This window comes from Bathymodiolus thermophilus thioautotrophic gill symbiont (assembly GCF_003711265.1).
In the GTDB taxonomy this organism is placed as follows: Bacteria; Pseudomonadota; Gammaproteobacteria; order PS1; family Pseudothioglobaceae; genus Thiodubiliella.
In genome coordinates this window covers 1,561,482-1,583,402 of sequence record NZ_CP024634.1, presented here as the reverse complement: position 1 = coordinate 1,583,402, position 21,921 = coordinate 1,561,482, and the positions used below count along the sequence as shown (strand labels likewise).

The following is a 21,921-nucleotide window of genomic DNA, read 5'->3' as shown; positions in this document are numbered from 1 at the left end:
TATTAAACTAAATTTTTCATAACTTCGGGCATATTATAACCAACCTTCGCACCAGACCACAATTGATTAACCTCTCTTTTATAGTTAGCCACACCTTCGGTATCAGCAAAGGAATCAAAGGATGACATGTATTCAACTAACTTACTGATTTGTGCCTTGTCTAAATAGTGATAGCGGTCGTTGTTGGTGTCAATGCTGATGCAGATTTTTGCGCTTTCATTGCTGTTGCTATTGGCAAAATAGTCTTCAATTAACACGCTGCCTTCTTGGTTGCGGTATTGTTTGGCGATGTCAACGCCGGTGTTGTCGCTTTGGTAATCGCTGTCGGCTTTATTGGGTTTTATTAACGATCGGTGTTTAATCAAAAGGTTGTTGTTGCTTTTGTAATACATGGTGTCTTGATAACTGTCTAAATCAAAAGCGATGTAATCGTCTTTATCGGTGATGATTGTGCTAAAGATGTTGTCGTTGCCAACGATGAATATATCGGCGCCTGTGCCGCCAGTAACTTTGTTTTCTGTGCCGCCTAAATACAATAAGTCATCACCTGATCCTGCGTCAATCTTGTTGTCGCTTGAGTTTTTGTGCATATATAAAGAATCATCGCCGGCGTTTGCCATAATAGAAGACTGATGGCTGGCGACTTCTAGTTCGTCGTTGCCATCGCGTAGATAAACGATGTTTTTGTTGCCAAATACTTTGCCGTGGTCATTACCTTTGCCTAAGTCCATGACATTGTGAGCACCGATTAAAATGCCGATGTCATCGCCAGTGTGACCGTGAATTTTGCCATAATTGCCAGTGGACACTAGATAGTCATCGCCTTCGTTGCCGGTGATATAGGCGCCCTCTCCAAATGCCCAAAGTTGGTCTCTGCCGGTACCGCCAAACAAAGTGTTGTAGCGACCTGAGGCAACGCCAATGTCATCGCCTTCGCCACCAATGAACATGTGGTTTTGTCCGACATACACGGCGCTGTCATCGCCTTGGTTGCCGCTGATGGTGTTGCCTTCGCCAATGACATAGGCGACATCATCGCCTTTGCCACCCCAGACATTGTTGTTGGTGCCCATGAGTGCAAATAGGTCTTTGCCGTCGCCACCCCATGCGAAGTTTTGGGCACCTATGTTGAAGAACAAATCGCCGTCATTGGACATAAAGCCAATGTCGGAGAAAAGCTCAAGTGCTTTGTCTTTTATGTTGGCAGAGTCTGTGGAGATGCTGCTGGATAGGGTTTCTGCCAGTTCTGGTAAACTGCTTAGGGTTTTGATTAGATTGGGTGTGAACATATTAAACAATGAGGGGAGTTTGAGACCGCTGAAGCCGAAGGCTTTGTTGCTTTTGTTCTTTTTGGATTCGCTGTCGTTGTCTCCTGTGTTTGTGTTGTTGTTTTCATCTTTGTTGTTTTCATCGTTATCATTGTTATTATCGTCGTCGTTATTGTCATCGTCGTCCTTATCTTTGTCTTTAATGCCTAATGCATCTAAAGTGTTTTCACCCATGTCTTTGAACGATTCTCCTCCAGCGACTAATGCCTTAACAATGCGTTCTGGTTCAGATAAGGCGGTAATGGAGTTGCTAAAGGTGTCGGATACGGTGCCTAGGAGTTCTTTTAATAAATTTGATAGGGATAAATCGGGGGTGTTGGCTACGGCTTTGTAGATGTGACCGAAGTTGGTGTATTTGTAACCCAGTATGTCGCCGAAGGTGATGTCTTTTGCTTGGGATGCCATTCCGTTGAGAATGCCGTTAATCAGTTTGGTTTTGACATTGCTGGGGGTGTAAGTAAAGGTGGTTTTGGGTTGGCCGTCTAAGGTGTAGCCTTGTTGCATAATGCCGAATAAGGAGGCGACGGTGGTGTCTAAAACAGAGGAGAAGGTATCGCCGAACATAAAACTAAAATTGCCGTTGCCGATGAGGATGTCGGAGCCTTGTCCGCCGATTGTGAGGTTTAAACTAAAGTTGCTGATGTGTTCTTTGAAGTTTTGCTTTGCTTGTTGGCGTTTGCTTTCACGCTGCATAAAGTTATTGGCTTGTTTGTTGAGTGCCATTTCTATGTCGTATTTTAACCCTCGGTCAGAGACTGCGTTTTGACCGCCACTGATTAAGATTTTCTCATAGTTGGTGTCGCTGGTTCTGTCTAAGGAACTCATGCTGGTGGCAAACTTCTTGGTTTTCTTCCAACTCCATAAGGCGTTTTGTCCAGAGTTGCTTATGTCTGCCATACCTTGTAAAGAGCCTAAGATATTGGCAGAGCCGTCAAAAGGATTGACAAATGGAATCATGGGGAAGGAAGGGTCGGTGGCAATGATTAGGTCGTTTCTAACGCCGTGGTTGACCACGACATTTTTAGTGCCTATTAAGATTTGCACACCTTCTAATGCACGATAGCCCCCTATTTCAACAAAACGACTGCTGTCGCCTATATCGCCGATGCTGACTAAAACATTGTTGCTGCCGTACATCAGTGTGTGGTGTGCGCCGTTGCCGACTTTGACATCTACATTGGTAGAGCCACCGAAGAGAGAGGCGTGGTCGCCACCGCCGATATCGATTTGCACATTGAGAGCGGGGGCGGACATACCGCCTGTTTTGGTGTTTTCATTGTCGTTATTGGCAGGGGCGTTGCCATTGGGCAATCTTCTGAGTTTATTTTGGTTAACGGAATTGGCAAAATCAGTTTGGCGTTTGTCGATATCGTCTAGTTTTTGTTTGGTTGTTTCTGTTTCCGATTCTGATTGCCCTTGCCCTTGCCCTTGTCCTTGAGCGTGCTTGTCGCTTGTTTCTTGATTTTCTGCACCTTGTGTGCTTTTGTCATTATCCAAGTCTTCGTTTAAGCGTCTACCATTATATTTAATCAAAGTGCCTTCGTCGTTATACACTCTGCTAACCACAGCGCCAGTTGCGCCAAGACTGTAAACGGTTTTGGCAGCACTGTCTTTGTGCATCCAATTGCCTGCACCTGTGTTTGAGGTTAGTTTTCTGCCGTTTTCATCAACAGCAACATAACTGCTTCTAACAGCAACAGGGGCTTTGATGTTTGATTGACTGAGTTTTTCGACCATTCTTCTGCCGTATTGACTGTCGTTATTGTCAGTAGGATTGTCTGATTCCATATTACAGCCAACGATGCTAATGCGTTGTATGTCTGCATTGCCCGCCAAGGCTCGATTGAGTTCGGTAATATTTGCACTTAATTCATCAGCAGTTCTGCCGCCCATGGTTTGTGCGCCGTCCTTCTCTCTGCCATAACCCACAGCCACCATTTTGACCTTGCCGGTAATATCCTCAAGATCAAGGCCGTAAACCACTTGGTGGGTGCCGTCTTTTTGCATTTGCACAATGGTGGTTTGTGCGGGGTGTTTAGAGGCGAGTCTAAAGGTACTGTCTCTAACATTGCCATCGGCTTCGGTTTGAATGAGGACTTGGTGGTCGTGGTTGGCTAGGCTGGGTTGGGGTTTTTGGGCTTCTGTGGTTAGTTTGTTGATTTGTTCTTGGCTTAAGTCGGCCCAGTTATGGAGGGGGGTGTCTTGGTGGGGGGTGGTTTCGGCTAGGTGGGCTGTATTAGTAGTTGTAGTTGTTATACCGTTCTTATTGGTACCAATTATAATATTAGTATTTTTTTTTGTTAAACTTAGTTTTGGATTATATCGTATTAACTGATGAGCGGTATTGAGCGCATAGCTGCCTGTATCAAACAACAAGTCACTTGACGCTGACTCTTTTGTGCTACAAGCGGTTAATTTAATATTTATTACCTTTTGTGGCTCTACATTAATGCTTTTTTGCAAATTTATAATATGATCGGATAAACCCGCGCTATTCATTCTTCTCAGGTCGGCAACTCGACCCAACACATGAATTTCATATTCTCCATGTATATTAGCATCGGTAACTACATTACCATATGAATCATATAGTCTTACACCGCCTGTAATAGGATCAAGTGTGGCAATATAACTGATATTTGGGTATGAAATTGTTAGTTTGTCAGCGTATTTGTCAATGTCACTGTCATTAGATACTTTAAAAATAATCTTTTTCTCATAACGACTGCTTGAATTACTTGGCACATAAGGCAACTCGAATGAATAGTTACGGAGAATATGTTTGTTGCTTTGCAAGTCTTGTTGCATGTATATTTTAGCGTCTTTGTATCTGTGTGCTATCCGTAGAACTTGCTCCATATAGGATGCTTGAGCGTCAGGTTTTTGCAAAGCGCTCGAATCCATGCTATTAATGAAGTGTATATCTTTAATTTTTACATTAGAATTGAGCGCCTTACTGATGCCTTTCATATTGCCTATAATATAGTCACTATCATCAAATGCAAAAATAATTCTAACATCTCCTGTAATTAAAGAAGACGGTGTTCCGTATATAGTCCTAAACCCGCTATCTGAAACTTGAACGATACTTGTATCGCCCTTAAAATTGGTGTCGCCAGCCAAATGATAAGAAGCGACACGCCAAGGGTCACCAGATTGAATAACAATGTTATGGTATTTATTTAACGAATTTTTGTCAGATTTACCCACTCTACTTTCTTTTACTTTTAAAGCATTTCTGTCGAATTCTGCAAGTGCTTTCCATAACAATGTCTCATTGTCTTGTGCAACAAGATGCCCAGTCTTATTGTTCATAAGTATCGTGACATTGGATTTATCCTCATCATTTTGTGCGTGTATGGTTACAGTGCCTTTATGGGCGTAAAGTTTGAGATCATTTAAGAAAGTTCCCTTTATTTTAAATAAACTTCGATTGAACCCTATGTCTTTACTCAAGACAACCCTTGTTTCTTTTACATGCTTTCTAATCTCAATCTGTGGAAGCGCATTTTCAGCAGAGAATATTCTACTTTGTACCTCCGTAGCGTCATCTAAATTATTTAATTCTCCAATGAAATTTACCTTTAGGCGATCACCATCTTTGAATTTAAAAACATGATTATCTAGTGCATTGTATCTCTGATTAGCTTCATCGTAAACCAATGCTACATAATTTTCTCTAGAAATATCTGGTGCGAGATCTCGTATGGTTTGCTTGAAATTTTCCTTGTCATCAAATAAAAACACTTGAAAACAACGATCGCTTACAACACCTTCTATTGTTTTATTAAATTCTGATGATTCTTTGCGCTCCACTACATCACTAAATTTTGTTAGCATGGGTTCAAAATTATTGTTATCATCGTGAACAATAATTCGCCTACTTCTTTCAAATAATGCAGGATAATTTATTGACACATTATCGCTTTTTGTGGGGACTTTTTGTACGGTAAAAAATGGATTCATGTGCTCAACAATCTCCCTTCTTACTGGATTAATAACGGCATGAGAATCTAAAACTACAATCTTGTAAGTGTCATTGTTATAACCATCAATATTCCCCTCTATACTATCAACCAACCCCCTTCTTTGCACATCTGATAGATTCTCAGTGTCTACTATAAGAACAATAAATTCAATACCTTCGGTATTCCAGCTTGATTGCCAAGAGCCACGAGTATCGATAATATGCTCTTTAAGTGGTTGCTTAGAAAGATGATTTATATGCTCAAGGTAAAACTCACCAAGTGGCACAATGCTAGTACTATATTGATCAAGGACTTGGTTGCCCCCATAACTGCGTCTTACCCGCTCAACTCTATTAGAAATTATTCCGTTATACGCTTCAGAGATATCTTGAACCAAAGTGCCTGTAAATTTAGAATGAGGCGCGGCAACAAGAAAGTTATTATTGGACATAAAGGGGTAAGCACTATGAAATGTACCAATTGCTTGCTTACGGGGAAAGCCATGTTCAGGGAATTTTTTGATATAATTATGCAAAATGTTATCCTGGTCAATACGGTTAAAAATCAGTCCAACATCAGTATAAATACCGCCTTCAGTATGTAATACAGAAAACCTAACAGCATCGGAGGCGCCTGCCATAGAGCCATTTTTAAGTTCAAATTGATAAGCTTTTTTCATTCCAGACAACTCTGCATCGTCAAACAATATAGGGGCTAACTCTAATCTCGGGTTGCTCTCAGGGAAGTCACTCCAATATTTGTTGATTTTTTCCTCAACCTCATTTACTTCTGCTCTTGGAACGCCTAACTCATCAATCATAAACCTTTTTACAATATCACTACTTAAGTCACGGTCTCCGCAATAATTTGAGAATTTTTTTGTCAGTTTGACTGCTTCATACATGCGATTACCGGTTATAGGTAAATTGTTGTCCACATAGGCTTTCATTCTTATCTTAAGTTCATTCATTAATAAAGCATTAGGATCGTAATGGAGGCGTACCACTAATTTATCATTTTGCCTGCCAATGGCTTTAATGTTTTCTAAATAAGGTTCTGGCATTGCACCACCCGTCCAAACATAATGAATGATATTGGGTATTTTGTTGCCCTTTGTAATGGTAACTGGAAACTTGTCGTTCATTCTAATACGGTGCTCACTTCTAGAAATAGCTTCCACAACAAAGTTGTCAAATGTTGCTATATGTGTCTGCATCGAAGGTGGAGGGGTGCCCGTATCGGCAAAATTACTCAATTTTTCCTTTACACCTTGAAAGAAAGATATTTTTTCCTGTGCACTCATATCCTTATAGTCGAAAGCGTTAACATAGTCCCTACACCCGGAAAGAATCCTATGAAATTCACTCTCTGCAGGGGTTCTAGTAGGCGCTGTTGACAACTCTAATTCATATATTCGTTCAGAAATAAAATCAATTATTGTTAGTCCTAACGGATTCTTAAGTGTGTCAGCAGTAGTTTTAGCATCTTCAGTTTTTGAAACAATATCACCATTACGCCAACTATAAACCGTTTTAGCACCCCCTGTTTTCATGGTTTTGGTGCCATCATCATTGACTTGCACCTCCCCTGTTCTACCAGTAATGTCCGCATTTCTTAGGGTGGGTATGTTATTATAAACAGCACGAGCAAAGTCTTTGGTTAAGCCCTTTCTAACGCTATTGGTGTCGCAACCTACCAAGGCAATGCGTTCAAAATAAGTATTTTCATTGCCGTAAGTGTCATTAATTTGCTTGACCTTATCAACCAATTCATCCATGCTACTTTCGTCTGTCACAAAGTTTTCCCCATGATCAACAAAACTAAGTCGCACATTGCCATTAGGGGTATAAAGTTCATTATCTGCGGTGACTAATTTGTTATCAGCATCAAAGTGAACAATGATGCTGTTGTCAGGGTGTTTGTTAGCAAGGTCTTGGGCAGCTTTAATTGCGGTGTCGCTATTGCCGTGTTGGACGATAATATTGGTTCGGTAGTTGCTGAAATTTTCTGCGGGTCGGCAACGAAAAATCATATCGTTAGATATACTGGGCATACCTTCCACTAAACGAAACATGTTTTTTTGGCTGGGAAAGTGATCGACCCTATCAGACATTACTTCAATTCTGTCAATTAATTGTGGGTTGTCTGGCTGATACAGCATAATGGGCTTAACAAATTTACCTTCTATGTTGTAACTGAAAACAGCAAGGTCTTGTTGTTTTTTTGCTTTATTTATTAATTTTTCTTTAAGTTTAGGGTCTTTTTTTAGTAATGTATCATCAACAAAAATAGCGTGCATTCTATTGTTTTCATTAAACCCTCTAAGGAAAAGCGTTGCCTTTTCGCTCAACATCTTAAGCCCCCTTACATTTGCTTCCCTCATACCTTGGCGCACACGACTATCAGGTCGAGCCATTGGTGGATTATCGGATTCTGGGTTGAAAACATAAAGCTGCCCATCTTTAGCCATTAGCATTTGTAGATCAGGGATATACAGTTCTGGATTTTGTTCAAACTTGTCTGATAAATTTTGAATATCATTCAAGGTTCTTTTTGTTATGTATTCGTTTTTCATTAGATCAGGCGAATCTAATTTGATAACTTCTGAATCACGAATATGTTCAGCTAAAATTCCATAGTGGTTTTGATTGTCCTGATCCATTACAGCAACAACCTTATGGTATTTTGGTGTTTTAATACCAAGTTCTTGCATTTTATTCATCCAAGCAACTTCACTTTCCAGTTTTTTGACTTTTGCGAGTGTATCAATGTTTAATTGCAAGAATAATAGATGAGGGTAGTTTACTAAAGCGAAGGTGGTTTTCATGGAGCTCTTACCAAGCCTTTTGCCTATATCGTTATAGTCCAATAAATCAGGCATATCTACAGGTGGCGTATCATCCAATCCTATTTTTAAGTTTTTTAAGATTTCATCAACATCCTCAGAACTTTCTGTTTCCCAAACAGTGGTATTACTATCATAATCCCAATTATGAATAATTTTTTGCTCGTGATCACTTGTCGCTTCAGGGTTATCTGCATTAATTTGCATATCGATTGATCTATCTGTAACACTGGTACCTCTGAGGTATTCTCGTGTATAAAGTTGTTCGGCGTAGTTCTTGCTAAGTTTTTTGTTGTTACAACCCACTAGAGTAGCGCGATTTAAATAGGCGTGACTGCCTACTGAATCTATCTTATAGAATTTCACTATTTCATCGGTGTAATTTGCCAATCTTTCAGCGCCAACTTTTTCCAATTCTTCTGGAAGTCCAACAATATTGATCCGCACACTTGAATCAGGTATGAATTTCTTGCCCCCTGGAAAAACCAATTTACCTCGTTCGTTAAGCGTGACAACCATACTATTTTCAGGGTGTTTTCTATGTAATGATTCAGTAGCATCATTAGTAACTTTATCTTTGCCAATTGACAAAATAATATCGTGTTTATTTTTGCCATTACTTTTAAGGTTTAAGGTTTCGTATTCCTCAGGGGTGTTTACACGAAAAACCGAATATTTACTTTGTCCCCAGCCTTGTTTCTTAGCAAAATCAAGACAATCTTTTTTCAAATTAACATTTTGGATTTGAGTATCACGGGCAATGACTTCAACGGTATCAAAAGTCAAATTTTGATTGCCACTTGGTTGGTGAACAACCTCTTTTTGACCTGTTGCAACATCATAGGCAACAATGACTTTGTTCTTATCTTTTTGTGCATCACTTAGCATTTGTTGCTTTAGTGCATCATCGGGTGATTCCCAAAGTTGTTTGTCAACATAGATAATGTGGTTAAGTGTTTTGCTGGTAAAGCGTTTGTGACGCCATAAAATATGTTGTTCAAATGTCTGTAAAGCATCCAATTGACTTGCATGATTTACCCCACTTGGGTGAGTGTCGACACCCATTGGATCTATAATATATAATTGACCATCTTCAGCAATAACCGCTTGAAAATCTGATACAGAAAAATTGGGTTTTTTTGCAAATATTTTTTGCAAATGCTTAATGTCTTCTAAGGTCTTGTTATTGCTATTGTCAAGCACTTTTGGCGGTGTAGCCAGATATTTATATGCCAATCTCACATCTTGTGCGCCTTTAATTTTTTGCATAACTAAACCGTGTCGCACAGTTTTAGGTTTGTTGCTTTTATCTACAAATTTAATTTGCTTGTAACGCTTAGGTGTTTTTATGCCAAGAGCATCTAGTTGTTTTAACCATTTTTCTTCTTCTTTAATATTAGAGAGATTACAATTTGACTTTAATAGCAACACCAATAATTCAGGTTTATTTTCAAAATTGTAGGCGGTTTTATACATGCCCTCACCAAGAATATGTTCTGTGTTTACTTGCTTACTAGTTAATGTATTTGGAATACCAGATGCGCCTTTGGAACTTGCACCACCCAGTTTCAACCCACTCAACACCTCAGCCACTCGCTTAGACTCTTCAGTTTGCTGGGTAACGATATCCAAATCAGCATTCCACTGATAAATCATCTTTTCACCCCCCACAACCATGGTCTTGGTGCCGTCTGGGTTGATTTGTATGTCTCCATGTCTGCCGGTTATTTCGGCACTTTTTAGTGCGGGGGTGTTGTTATAAATGGTCTTGGCGAAGTTACGGGTGAGGTCTTGGTTGGCGCCGTCGGTGCTGCATCCTACTAGGGCGATGCGTTTGATGTTGGTGTTGGTGTTGCTGTAGGTTTGGTGGAGTGTTTGGGCTTTGTTTGCGAGTGATTGTGCGCCTTCTTGGCTTAGGTTGGTGCCGTGGTCGACAAAGTTAATGCGGGTGTCGCCTGTGGGGGTGTAGGGGGCGCCTTTGAGGGTGATGAGGTTGCCGTTTTGGTCGAATTTGACGAGGATGCTGGTGGTGGGGTGTTTGTTGAATAAGGCGTTGGCTGCTTCGATGACGGTGGGGTCGTTGCTGTTTTGGACGATGATGTTGCTTTGGTATTTGGATGTTTTTTGGGTGGATTGGGGGTTGGGCTGGGTGCTGGGTTGGGTGTTGGGGGTTGTTGGGGTTGGGGTGAAGGGTAGGCCTCTTTTTGTGAAACTGTGTCTGGTGAGCCAGTTTGCGTGGAGTCTGGTGTTGGCTCTGTTGGTGGTGATGGCTTGTTGTAGTTGGGCGACGATGGCTTGGGTGTCGATGTCGTCGTCGGGGTCGTCGTCGGTGTTGACGGTGTAGGTGTTGTTGAGGGTGTCTTCAACTAGGGTGTTGATGGATTTGCCATTGGCGATGATGTGGTATTCTATGTGGGTTACTTCGATGTCGTTTTCTTGGCCGTAGAGGTATTCTATTTGGTTGGTGGTGGTGTTGTAGTAGATGACAATGTCGTGTTTTGTTTTGAGTTGCATTGCTAGGTCAACATTTGCGTTGGATAGGCCGGTGATGATAAAGATTTGAGGTGCTTGGGAGGAGGGTAAGTTTTGGAAGAAGTGGTGATTGATTGTGGGTTTGAACCATTTTTGTGCTGTTTGGGTGTTTTGTTCTTCTTGGGTGTTTTGGGGGTTGTTGGGGTTATTGGGATTGTTGGGGTTGTTGTTATTGCTGGAGGTGCCTGTTCTAGAGTTGTTGTTAAGTTGGTAATTGCCAGAGGTTTGGTCGAAGGTGTCGTTGTCGCCTAGAGGGTTGGTTGTTGAGGTGGACATTTTGGCTTTTATTGAGAGTGAGGATTTGTTGTCGTCAAACATTTGGATGTTGGATATTTGGGCGCCGATGTCGTGTAAGGCGCTGTTTGAGAACAGTTTGGTGTTGGCGCTTAAGATTTGGCTTGAGGTGTAGAGTAAGGTGCCTTTGGTTGCTTGGTCGTTGGCTTTGATGAGGTAGTAGTTTATGGTTGTGTTGTCTCGTTCTATTTTTAGATAATCGCCTGCTGAGTAGAGGTATTGGTCGGTGGGGAATTCTTTGACGCATTGGTTGTTTTCGTAGATGGCGTTGATGTTGCCGGTGTTGTTGATGTGGATGGCAAAACTTGTTGTTGGGTTGTTGTCGTTATTATTATTGTTGTTGCTGTTGTTGGTAGACAATCCAACCATTAGGGCTTTGTTGTTGCTGCCTATTTTGACGATAACGCTGCCATTGTCTGTAAAGCCTTTGGCGGAGGTGATGTTGGTGTTCCAGCCGGTGTTGGCGGTTTTTTCGTAGAGGTTGCCGGTGTGGATTATGTTGTTGCTATTGTTGTTGCTATCGTTATTGGTGTTGTCGTTGGTGTTGGCGTTGCTGTTGTTAATGTTAAAGTTGGTGTCAAGGGGGATGTTGGCGAGTTCTATGGAGCGGGTGATGTTGCTGAAGTTGATGTTGTTGCCGTGTGTGTCTTTGACATTGATGAGAATGATGTCGTTTTTGTTGTCGATGTCAAAATCTTTGGCGTTGATTTGGTCGTTGATTGTAACGGTGTGGGTGAACTCTAATGTGTTGGTGGTTGTGCCGTTGGTGCCTGTGAGGAAGAAGGCTTTGTTGGCGATAATAATTTTGTTGCTGCCAACTTTGGCGAGGGTAACGGCTTCGTCTAGGGTTAGGGTTACTTTGATTTCATCGCCAACATTGAATTCGCCGTTGCTGTCGGCAACATCTCTGTTGATGTGCCAAGCGTTGTTTTTTAGGGGTTCTGGGGCGCCGGAATCGATGGATAGGTTTGAGTTTTTGCCAAAGATTTCAATTTCACGGAAGTTTTGTGCATCGCCGCTAAAGGTGAGTTTGACTTGGTCGAAGATAACATAGGTTGCGGGGGTGATGGTGACAATGTTGCCAGCATTGCTGATGGTGCGGCTGAGTACCACGACGCCGTCTTTGAGGAATTCAACGACTGAGCCGTTGATTCTGTTGGTGAAACTTTCACGGTTGTAGAGTTTAAAACTGCCGTTGCTGTAGTTGGCTGCGCCAAAATCAAACAAAATGTGTTTGCCGTCGGCATACATGGGGTGTGTGGCATAATCTAGGGCACCGCTTGCACTGGTGTTGCCATCGGTCATGCGTTGAATGTTGGTGGCGGCGTCATCGGTGTACCAACTGCTAACATTGGTGCTGATGGTTGCCAATCCTTGTTTGCTGAGGCTCAGGTTTTGTATGTTGGGGATGATGTCGATGCTGTTGGGAACCTTGTTAAGGTTGATGTTGTTGCCGTCTGTGTCTTTGATGTCGATTAGGACAATGTCGTTGTTTTTGTTGTTAATGTGAAAGGCGGTATCAATTTTGTCGTTGACTTGAACGGTGTAAGCGAACTCTAGGATGTTGGTGATTTTGCCGTTGACGCCTGTTAAGAGGAATTCTTTGCCGGCAATGATGACTTTGTTCTTGCCGACATTGGCGAGGGTGATGCGTTTATCTAGAGTTAGGGTTACTTTGATTTGGTCGCCGAGGGTGAAGACGCCTTTGCTTATGTTTTTGCTTTTTTTGGTGTTGTTGTCGTTGGTATCGTTGTTGTTATCGTTGTCGTTGTCGTTGGTGCTGTTGTTGGGTATGCTGTTGGTGTGCCAGGCGTTTGTGATGGGTTTGGGGGCGTGTACATCGATGGAAAGTGCTGAATAGTTGCCGCTAAATATTTGCATTTCTGACAATGTGGCGCCGACATCGTGGAAGGCGCTGTCTAAGAACAATTGGGTGTTGGCATTTGAGGTTTTTTTGGAGGTGTAAAGTAAAGTGCCTTTGGCAAGGGGGCCGTCGGCGGCTTTGATGTGGTAATACTTTATGCTGGTGCCTGAGCGAACGACTTTCATGTAGTCGCCTTTGGCGTAGGTTACGCCTGTGCAGTATATGCGTTCGCTGGATTCATAGACGATAAGTGTCTTGTTGGTGCCGGGGTCGGCGTATAGGGCGTAATCTAGGCTGTCGTAAGAATTGTTGCTGTTGTTGCTTGATAGGCCGAGCATTACTTTTTTGTTGGATGCGCCAATTTTGGCGATGACATAGCCGTCGTTAACAAAACCTTTGGTGGAGGCGACATCGGCATTCCAGTTGGCGTTGGCGGTTTTTTTGTAAACGCCGTTGATGTGGGTTATTCTATTATTACCGCCAATGACAAAGTCGGTGTTAAGGGATGCATTGGCGAGTGAGACGGCGCCGGTAATACTGCTGAAGTTGATGTTGTTACCGTCGGTGTCTTTGATGTCATTTAGGACAATGTCTTTTTTACTGTTGATGTTAAAATCTTCGGCGTTGATGTTGTCATTGGCTTGTACGGTGTAAGTGAATGTTAGGGTCTTGGTGGTATCACCGTTGGTGCCTGTTAAGAAGAAGTCTTTGTTGGCGATGGTGATTTTGTTGCTGTCAACTTTGGCGAGGGTAACGGCTTCGTCTAAGCGTAAGGTTACTTTGATTTCATTGCCAACGGTAAAGGCGCCACCGCTATCGGCAATGTCTCTATTGATACGCCAAGCGTTATGTTTTAGGGGCTCTGGGGCGCCAGCGTCTATTGATAGGCTGGCGTTTTTGCCAAAGATTTCAACTTCACGGAAGTTTTGTAAATCGCCACTAAAGGTGAGTTTGACTTGATCAAAGACAATGTCACTGCTGGGGGTGATTTCAATAACATTGCCAGCATCGTTGATGGTGCGGATGGAAACCACGACGCCGTCTTTGAGGAACTCAACGACTGAGCCGTTGATTCTACTGGTTAGGATTTTGCGGTTATACAACTTAAAACTGCCGTTGTTGTAATTAACCCCTTTAAAATCAAATAAGATGTGTTTGCCATCGGCATTTTTTGGATGTGTGGCATAATCTAGTGCACCGTTTGCACGGGTGTTGCCATCGGTCATGCGTTGAATGTTGCTGTTGGTGTTGTTGGCATACCAGCGGGTGATGTTGGTGGTGATTGTTGCCAGTCCTTTGTTGTTAAGGGCAAGGTTTTGGCTGTTGGGGGTGATGTCTATGCCGTTAGAGAGGTTGCCAAAGTCGATGCTGTTGCCGTCTGTGTCTTTGATGTCGGTTAAGACAATGTCGTCTTTGTTGTCAATTAAAAAGGCGCTGTTGATTTTGTCGTTAAGTTGAACGGTGTAAGCAAACTCTAAGGTTTTGGTAACGGTGCCATTGGTGCCGGTTAAGAGGAATTCTTTGCCAGCAATAATGATTTTGTTACTGCCAACTTTGGCTAAGGTAACGGCTTCATCGATGTTTAGGGTTATTTTAATTTCATTGCCAAGGGCAAAAGCACCTTGGTCGTTAACAGTACCACTGATGTGCCAAGCGTCCTTGGTGGGTTTGGGGGCGTAAACATCCACTGAAAATGCCACATGACTGCCACTAAATATTTGCATGTTTGATAATTTGGCACCTGCACCATAAAGAGAACTGTCTAAAAACAATTGGGTGTTGGCATTTGAGGTGTTGTTTGAAGTGTAGAGTAAGGTGCCTTTGGCAAGTGCGCCGTCAGCTGCCTTAATGTGGTAGTACTTGATGGTGCTGCCTGATCTGGCGATTTTTATATAGTCGCCAACGGCATAACTCACTTGTGTGTCTTTTTTGTAATGACCTTTTTCATAGATTAAAAAGGTATTGTCGGACACATACAAAGCATAATCCATATTATGGGTGCTGTTGTTGGTATTGACACTTGAGAGCCCTACTCTCATGTGTTTGCCAAGGGAGCCAATCTTGGCGATGGCATAGCCATCATTGGTAAAGCCTTTGGCGGAAGTGACATTGGTGTTCCAATTGCTTGCAAGGATTTTTTCATACACGCCATCTGTGTGTGTTATGGTGCTCAAGTTAGGCAAAACAAATGAATGAAAACTGGCAATAAGAGGTTTGGTGTTAATAACAAGGTCGGTGTCAATCAATTTGTTGCTCAGTCCAACAGGGCTGGTGGCATTGCTCATATCCACTGAATTGCCTTTGTCATCTACCACGCCTGTTAAAAGAACATCGTAACGCATACTGGTGGCAATCAGTTTGTCGTTGGCTTGAATGGTGTAGGTAAAATCTAAGGTATTGGTAACGGTGCCGTTGGTACCTGTTAAAAGGAATTCTTTGCCGGCAACCACGATTTTATTGCGACCGACATTGGCAAGGGTAACGCGTTTGTCTAAAGTGAGTGTTGCTTTGATGGTATCGCCAATGGTAAAGATGCCTTTGCTGTTGGCGGGTTCGCAGTCTATGTGCCAAGCGTTGGTAGTGGGTTTTGGTGCGTAAACATCGACGGAAAGAGTGGGTTTGTTGCCACTTAATATTTGCATCTCTGATAACTTAGCACCTATGCTGTGAAAGGCACTGTCTAAGAACAATTGGGTGTTGGCATTTGAGGTTTTGCTGGAAGTGTAAAGTAAAGTGCCTTTGGCAAGGAGGCCGTCAGCGGCTTTGATGTGGTAATACCTTATGGTGGTGCCTGAACGAACGACTTTCATATAGTCGCCAATGGCATAAGCAACACCGGTGTCTTTTTTACGATCGCCATTTTCATAGATGACAAACTTACTGCCGATACCGCCATCTGCATACAAAGCATAATCTATGCTGCCGTAAGAATTGTCGGTGTCGTCACTGGAGAGTCCAAGCATCATGCTTTTGCCAAGGGCACCAATTTTGGCGATGACATAGCCGTCGTTAACAAAGCCTTTGGTGGAGGTTACATCGCTGTTCCAGCCGGCATTGGTGGTTTTTTCATAAACGCCGTTGGTTAAGGTGATGCGTTTATCACTGCTGATGGTTAGGTTGTTGTCAAGTGAGGTGTTAGACAGTTTGACGGGGGTGGTGTAGGTGATGCTGTCAAAATTAATGTTGTTGCCGTCGCTGTCTGTGACATTGTTGAGAATAATGTCGTTTTTGTTGCTGATGTTAAAGTACTGAGCGTCAATTTTGTCGTTGATTTGAACGGTGTAAGTGAATACCAGTGTGTTGGTAACGGTGCCATTTTCACCGGTTAATAAGAAGGCTTTGCCAGCAATCATAATTTTGTTGCTGCCAACCTTGGCTAAGGTTACGGCTTCGTCTATGGTGAGGGTTAATTTGATTTTATCGCCGAGGGTGAAGACGCCGTTGTTATCGGCGGTTGTGGTGTCTATTTGCCATGCGTTGGTGCTGATGGGTTTGGGTGCGTAGACATCTACTGAGAATGGCAGATGATTGTTGCTGAATATTTGCATTGCTGACAATTTGGCACCTACGCTGAGAAAGGCGCTGTCTAAGAACAATTGGGTGTTGGCATTTGAGGTTTTTTTGGAGGTGTAAAGTAAAGTGCCTTTGGCAAGGGGGCCGTCGGCGGCTTTGATGTGGTAATACTTTATGCTGGTGCCTGAACGAACGACTTTCATATAGTCGCCAATGGCATAAGCAACACCGGTGTCTTTTTTACGATCGCCATTTTCATAGATGACAAACTTACTGCCGATACCGCCATCTGCATACAAAGCATAATCTATGCTGCCATAAGAATTGTCGGTGTCGTCACTGGAGAGTCCAAGCATCATGCTTTTGCCAAGGGCGCCAATTTTGGCGATGACATAGCCGTCGTTAACAAAGCCTTTGGCAGAGGTAACATCGGCATTCCAGCCAGCGCCAGAGGTTTTTTCATAAGTGTCGTTGGTGCGGGTTATTCTGTTGCCACCGCCGATATCAAAATTGGTGTCAAGTGATGTTTTGGAGAATTGTATGGGGCTGGTAATACTGCTGAAGTCGATGTTGTTGCCGTCTGTGTCTTTAACATCAGTTAGGGTGATGTCGTATTGGTTATCGATATTAAAGTCTTTGGTGCCTATTGTGTCGTTTGCTTGAATGGTATAGACAAATTCTAGGGTGTTGGTGCTGGTGTTGTTTTCACCGGTTAATAAGAAGGCTTTGCCAGCAATCATAATTTTGTTGCTGCCAACTTTGGCTAAGGTAACGGCTTCATTTAAGGTGAGGGTTACTTTGATTTTGTCGCCAATGGTTAGGATGTTGTTTGTGTTACTTGTGTTGTTTGTGTTGCCTGTATTGTCTGTGTTACTTGTGTTGTCTGTGTGGCTGGTTTCGCCTTTTATGTGCCAAGCATCGGCAATGGGTTTTGGTGCGTGTACATCTATGGTGTATGGGCTTATGTTGCTTAGTCCCTTGACTAGCTTTACATGGGTAAGGGTAAGGTTTTTGTCTTTGATGGAGGTGTCAATGTGTAGTGCTGAGGTGGCGGATATGCCGGTTTGGGTGGCGAGTATGCGGAGGGTGTTGCCGTTGTGGTCGAGGTGGTAATAGCGAATGGTGGTGCCGTGGCGTTCAATCTTAATTTGGTCGCCTGCTTGGTAGCGATAATTTAAATCGGTGTATTTGGTGTTGTTGTTGTGGACATCTTTTATTTTGTTGTTGTGAATAAAAACGGCGTGTTCAATGGTTTTGTAACTGCCATCTGGGTTGTCGGTGGACAGGCCGAGCATCAAGCCTTTTCTGGCAGAGGTGGCGTTTAGGGTAAAAATGGCATAGCCATCGCCGACAAAACTTTCTTGAGAAAAGGCATCGGTATTCCAAGAGGCATCGCTTGATTCTTTACTAATGGTATAACCTTGGAATGTATTGCCAGATACGCTTAAGTTGCGTTGGTCAAATTTAGTGGCAATGGTGTTGTTGAGTGAGATGGGGTAAATGATGTTGGTAAAAGTAGGCGGATAGCCGTCGTTGTCAGAGATGCCACTGATGATGAGATCGGAGAAGGATTGAATGGCAAAACTTTTGCCTTGGGTAAAGGCATCGTTGATTTGGACGGTGTGTTCAAAGATTAATTGTGTGTTTTTTACTGTGATTTCATCTGGATTGGTAGAGGGGTCGGCAAACCCTTTGTTGGCACAAAGGGAGAAGACCAAGCCGTTGATGATGACCTTGGAGTCGGCAGCGTATTTTGCTTTGCCTTCTTGGTATTTCATGGCTCTGTCCATGGTTAAGGCAATCATGACTTTATCGCCTATTTCAAAAACACTTTTGGTGGCTGGGTGTTGGCTTGTTGGATAGACTTTCATGGCAACTAAGGCAGGTCCTTTTTGCTTGATGGCTTTGCTGCCGATTTCTTGATTTTTTAGATGGGCATCGCCCAAGCGTTGACTGGCGCCTTGTTGTTCCTTTTGTTGGTGTAATTGATTCTTTTGGTTGCGTTGTTTGACATTGTTGAGCTCTTGTTGTGTTTTGCTTTTGCTTTTGTCAATGCCACCTTTGCTGTTTTCAATGTCTTGATTGGCACCGTTTGTTATTTTGTCGGTGTTGCCGAATTGTGTATAACTGTTGTGGTAATCGCTTTGTCCACTTTGGTTTAGTTCGTCGAGTCCGGTGGAATGTGTTTGTCCTTGTCTTTGGCTTTGAGTTGGTATTAAACTATTGTTGTTATTGTTTAAAAAGGCTGTTACTGTTTGTGCGTCATGATTGGCGTCTTCTTCGTTGACTCGTGTGTCGGATTTTAAAGTGTTGACGGTTTGTTTGTCTTTGCTTGATTGGGTGTCTATATCTGAATCTTCGTTGGCGTCTGTGTCTTGGTATTGTGATTGGTCAATGTCTTTATTGGCAGAGTTTACATTTTGGGTGTACTCGGTTTTTGTTTTGGGGGTGGAGTGGCTGGTGCCACGGAGTTTGGTTGTGTCTGCTTCATCGCCGTTGATGACTGTGCCGATGGTTTGGCTGACTAAGACACTTTTGGCGGTTTCTTTTAAGTTAGACAGCATGCCTTGCATTAGGGCTTTCATTTTGGCGGTAACGCTTTGTTTGTTGGTGCGTATTTCAATCATAGCGCCGTAGAAATCGCCGTCGCCGATTTTGACAGTGATGTTGCCTTTGCCTGCGGCTAAGGCGACATTCATACCATCGCCATAGCGTACATTGATGTTGTAATCGCCTTTCATAACAGCGACATTAACGCCGTGTCCGACGCGGGTGTTGAGGTTGTATTTACCAATCAAAGCGTTGACGGCGATGCCATCGCCAACAAGGGTGTTGACATTGAATTTACCGATGGAAAGTCCGACATGGAAGCCGTCGCCGACTTTGGTGGTAATATTGGCTTTGCCGATGGCAACCATTGCGCTGTGGCCAGAGCCGACTTTGGTTATCAAATTGCCTTCGCCAATGCCAATTTGCAAACTGTCGTTGTCGCCAACTGAGGTGAGTATATTAAGTCGACCGATGCCAGCTTGTATGGTTTGACCGAGACCGACTTTGCTGATGACATTAGCATCGCCAATGCCAACACCTAGCATAGCGCCATTACCGACATGGGTAATGATATTGGCTCGGCCTACAGCAAATGTGACCATACTGCCTTCGTTGTTGCTACCGAGTAATGCAGCGCCAGTGGCTTTGAGTGCGTCAAAGCCTGATTCTAAGAATTTTTGTGGGGCAGAAAAGATGTCTCCTCTTGGGAACAGACGATGTCTTTCTAAAACGGGGTCTGAAACGATGGCGTCAAGTGGGGACACGGTAACGCTGAAGTCTGCCAATGAAGAGATTCGGGTAACGATGTTTGCTTGGCCTATTACTAGGCTAACGGTGTTGCCATCGCTGCTGCCTGCTAAATTAATATGGGTCACAATGTTGGCTTGGCCGATGGCGGCTGTTATTAGATTGCCTGCGCCAATCTTGGTAACAATATTGGCTTCACCAACGGCAAATGCAACTGAGAATCCATTGCCGATATGGGTAAAAATATTACCCCCTCCAATCATGGTTGCTAAGGTGGTGCCATTGCCAACTTTGGTAAAGACATTGGTACATCCGCCTATCATTAAAGCAGCACTAAAGCCGTTGCCAATATGGGTGAAAACATTGGCAGTGCCTGCAAGCATGATTGCGACTGAGGCGCCGTTGCCAATTTTAGTAAAGATATTGGCTTGCCCCCCTATCATCAATACAGCACTTGGGCCGTCGCCAATGTGGGTAAAAATATTACCCCCTAATGAAAACATAACTGCCAATGTAGCGCCGTTGCCAACTTTGGTGAAAAAGTTAGCGCCTGTGGATATCATTAATGCAGCAGTCATGCCGTTGCCGACATGGGTGAGGACATTGCCAGTGCCAAACATACCGACAATAACATCGCCATCGCCGACTTTGGTGGCAATGTTGCCTATGCCTAGCATAAGTAAATAAACATTGCCATTGCCGATGTGGGTAACGACATTGGCAAGACCGAACAACAGGGCTATTATATCGCCATTACCTGATTTGGTAATAACATTGGCACCGCCAAGCATTCTGGTTTGAATATCGCCATCGCCGATGTGGGTAAGGACATTGCCACCGCCATACATAGATATGTTAATGTCGCCATTGCCGTCTTTGGTAACCACATTCAAACCGCCGAGTAAAGAGCCGCTAATGTTGCCTGTAGAAAAATCAGTGAAGACATTGGCACCAGCCAAAAGATGGAGTATGGAATCTCCAGTGCCCTCTCTGGTGATGATATTGGCACCACCGAACAATTCAGCACTTAAGGTGCCGTGTCCTTTGTAGGTAACAATATTGGCTATGCCAATACCTGTCAAGCTTAAATCACCTTTGCTAACATCTACATTGACGATATTGCCTAGAGAGATAAGTATTAAATTTGTATCGCCACGACCATATCTGTCTATTTTGTTTAAACGGAAGCCGCCGAGTTTTGCTTTTAATTTGCCATCTGTTGACCAAGTAACGATATTACCACCACCCAAGATGGTTAAATCTCCATTGCCTTTTATGCCAGAACGGGTAATAAAGTTACCACCACCACCGCCTATAAAGGTCATATTGCCATAATCCCCTGTGTGATCAACTTTGTTGATAATGCCAATGCCTTTAAACGAAAGGTTGCCATTGGCAGAATGTTTGACAACATTGGCACCACCACCGCCAATAAAGTCGGTGTTGCCATATTCGGCTGTATTGATAACATGATTACCTATGCCTACACCTTTGAAGAAGACATTGCCTTTGTATCCGCCTCGTCGTTCTACTTTGTTGTATCCACCAATGCCTCTAAAGTTAATGTTGCCTTGGTGCGTGATATTGGTCACTTTGTTGTAAAAGCCTGCACCTGTGAAAACAATGTTGCCTGAAATGCCTCGTCGTTCTACTTTGTTGTAAGCACCTATGCCACTGAAATAAATATTGCCTTGGTTGGCAGTGTTGGTCACTTTGTTTAACGCACCAGCACCTTTGAAATGAATAGTGCCACGCTCTCCACCTCGTCGTTCCACCACATTCGACATACCGGCACCTGTGAAATCAATATTGCCATACTTGACATCGTTGATTACCCTATTTGAAATACCAATACCTAAAAATGAAATATTGCCTGTATTGCCATGACGATACACATCGTTACTTGCCGCTGCACCATCAAAATTAATATTGCCCGATCGACCCGTATGTCGCAAAGTCATTGCCCCAGAAAGACCCGTCACAGACATATTGCCCCAATCGCTTTTATTGATATTCATAAGGCCAGCAGCACCATAAATACTCAAGTCTCCCCAAGTGTCATAAACATCAAGCTTTAAACTGGCAGCATAGACCGTGTCATTCCCCCCATGCATATAAACACCATCCCCCCATACGGCAAAACCAAGCGCAGTTAGTGTGTTATCGCCATCATCTCCAACATAACTGCCGGTTACAAAGTATACAATGCTGTCGACAACGGATCTGAATATGTTTACTATGGAGCCCATGGGAGCCTTGGGTTTGTGGGTGAATATAGAG

Annotated in this window: 1 protein-coding gene; it reads right to left on the bottom strand. The window is 43.1% G+C overall.

Annotated elements, in window-relative coordinates; all coding sequences use genetic code 11:
- Positions 1 to 2: 2 nt before the first annotated feature.
- Positions 3 to 21,890, bottom strand: a complete 21,888-nt coding sequence (locus MS2017_RS05380) for a C80 family cysteine peptidase (protein WP_122951515.1) — start codon at positions 21,888 to 21,890, stop codon at positions 3 to 5.
- Between the last annotated feature and the right edge of the window lie 31 nt (positions 21,891 to 21,921).

Coding starts and splice junctions, on each gene's coding strand:
- MS2017_RS05380 (WP_122951515.1), bottom strand. CDS start 21,890: ATGGGCTCCATAGTAAACATATTCAGATCCGTTGTCGACAGCATTGTA.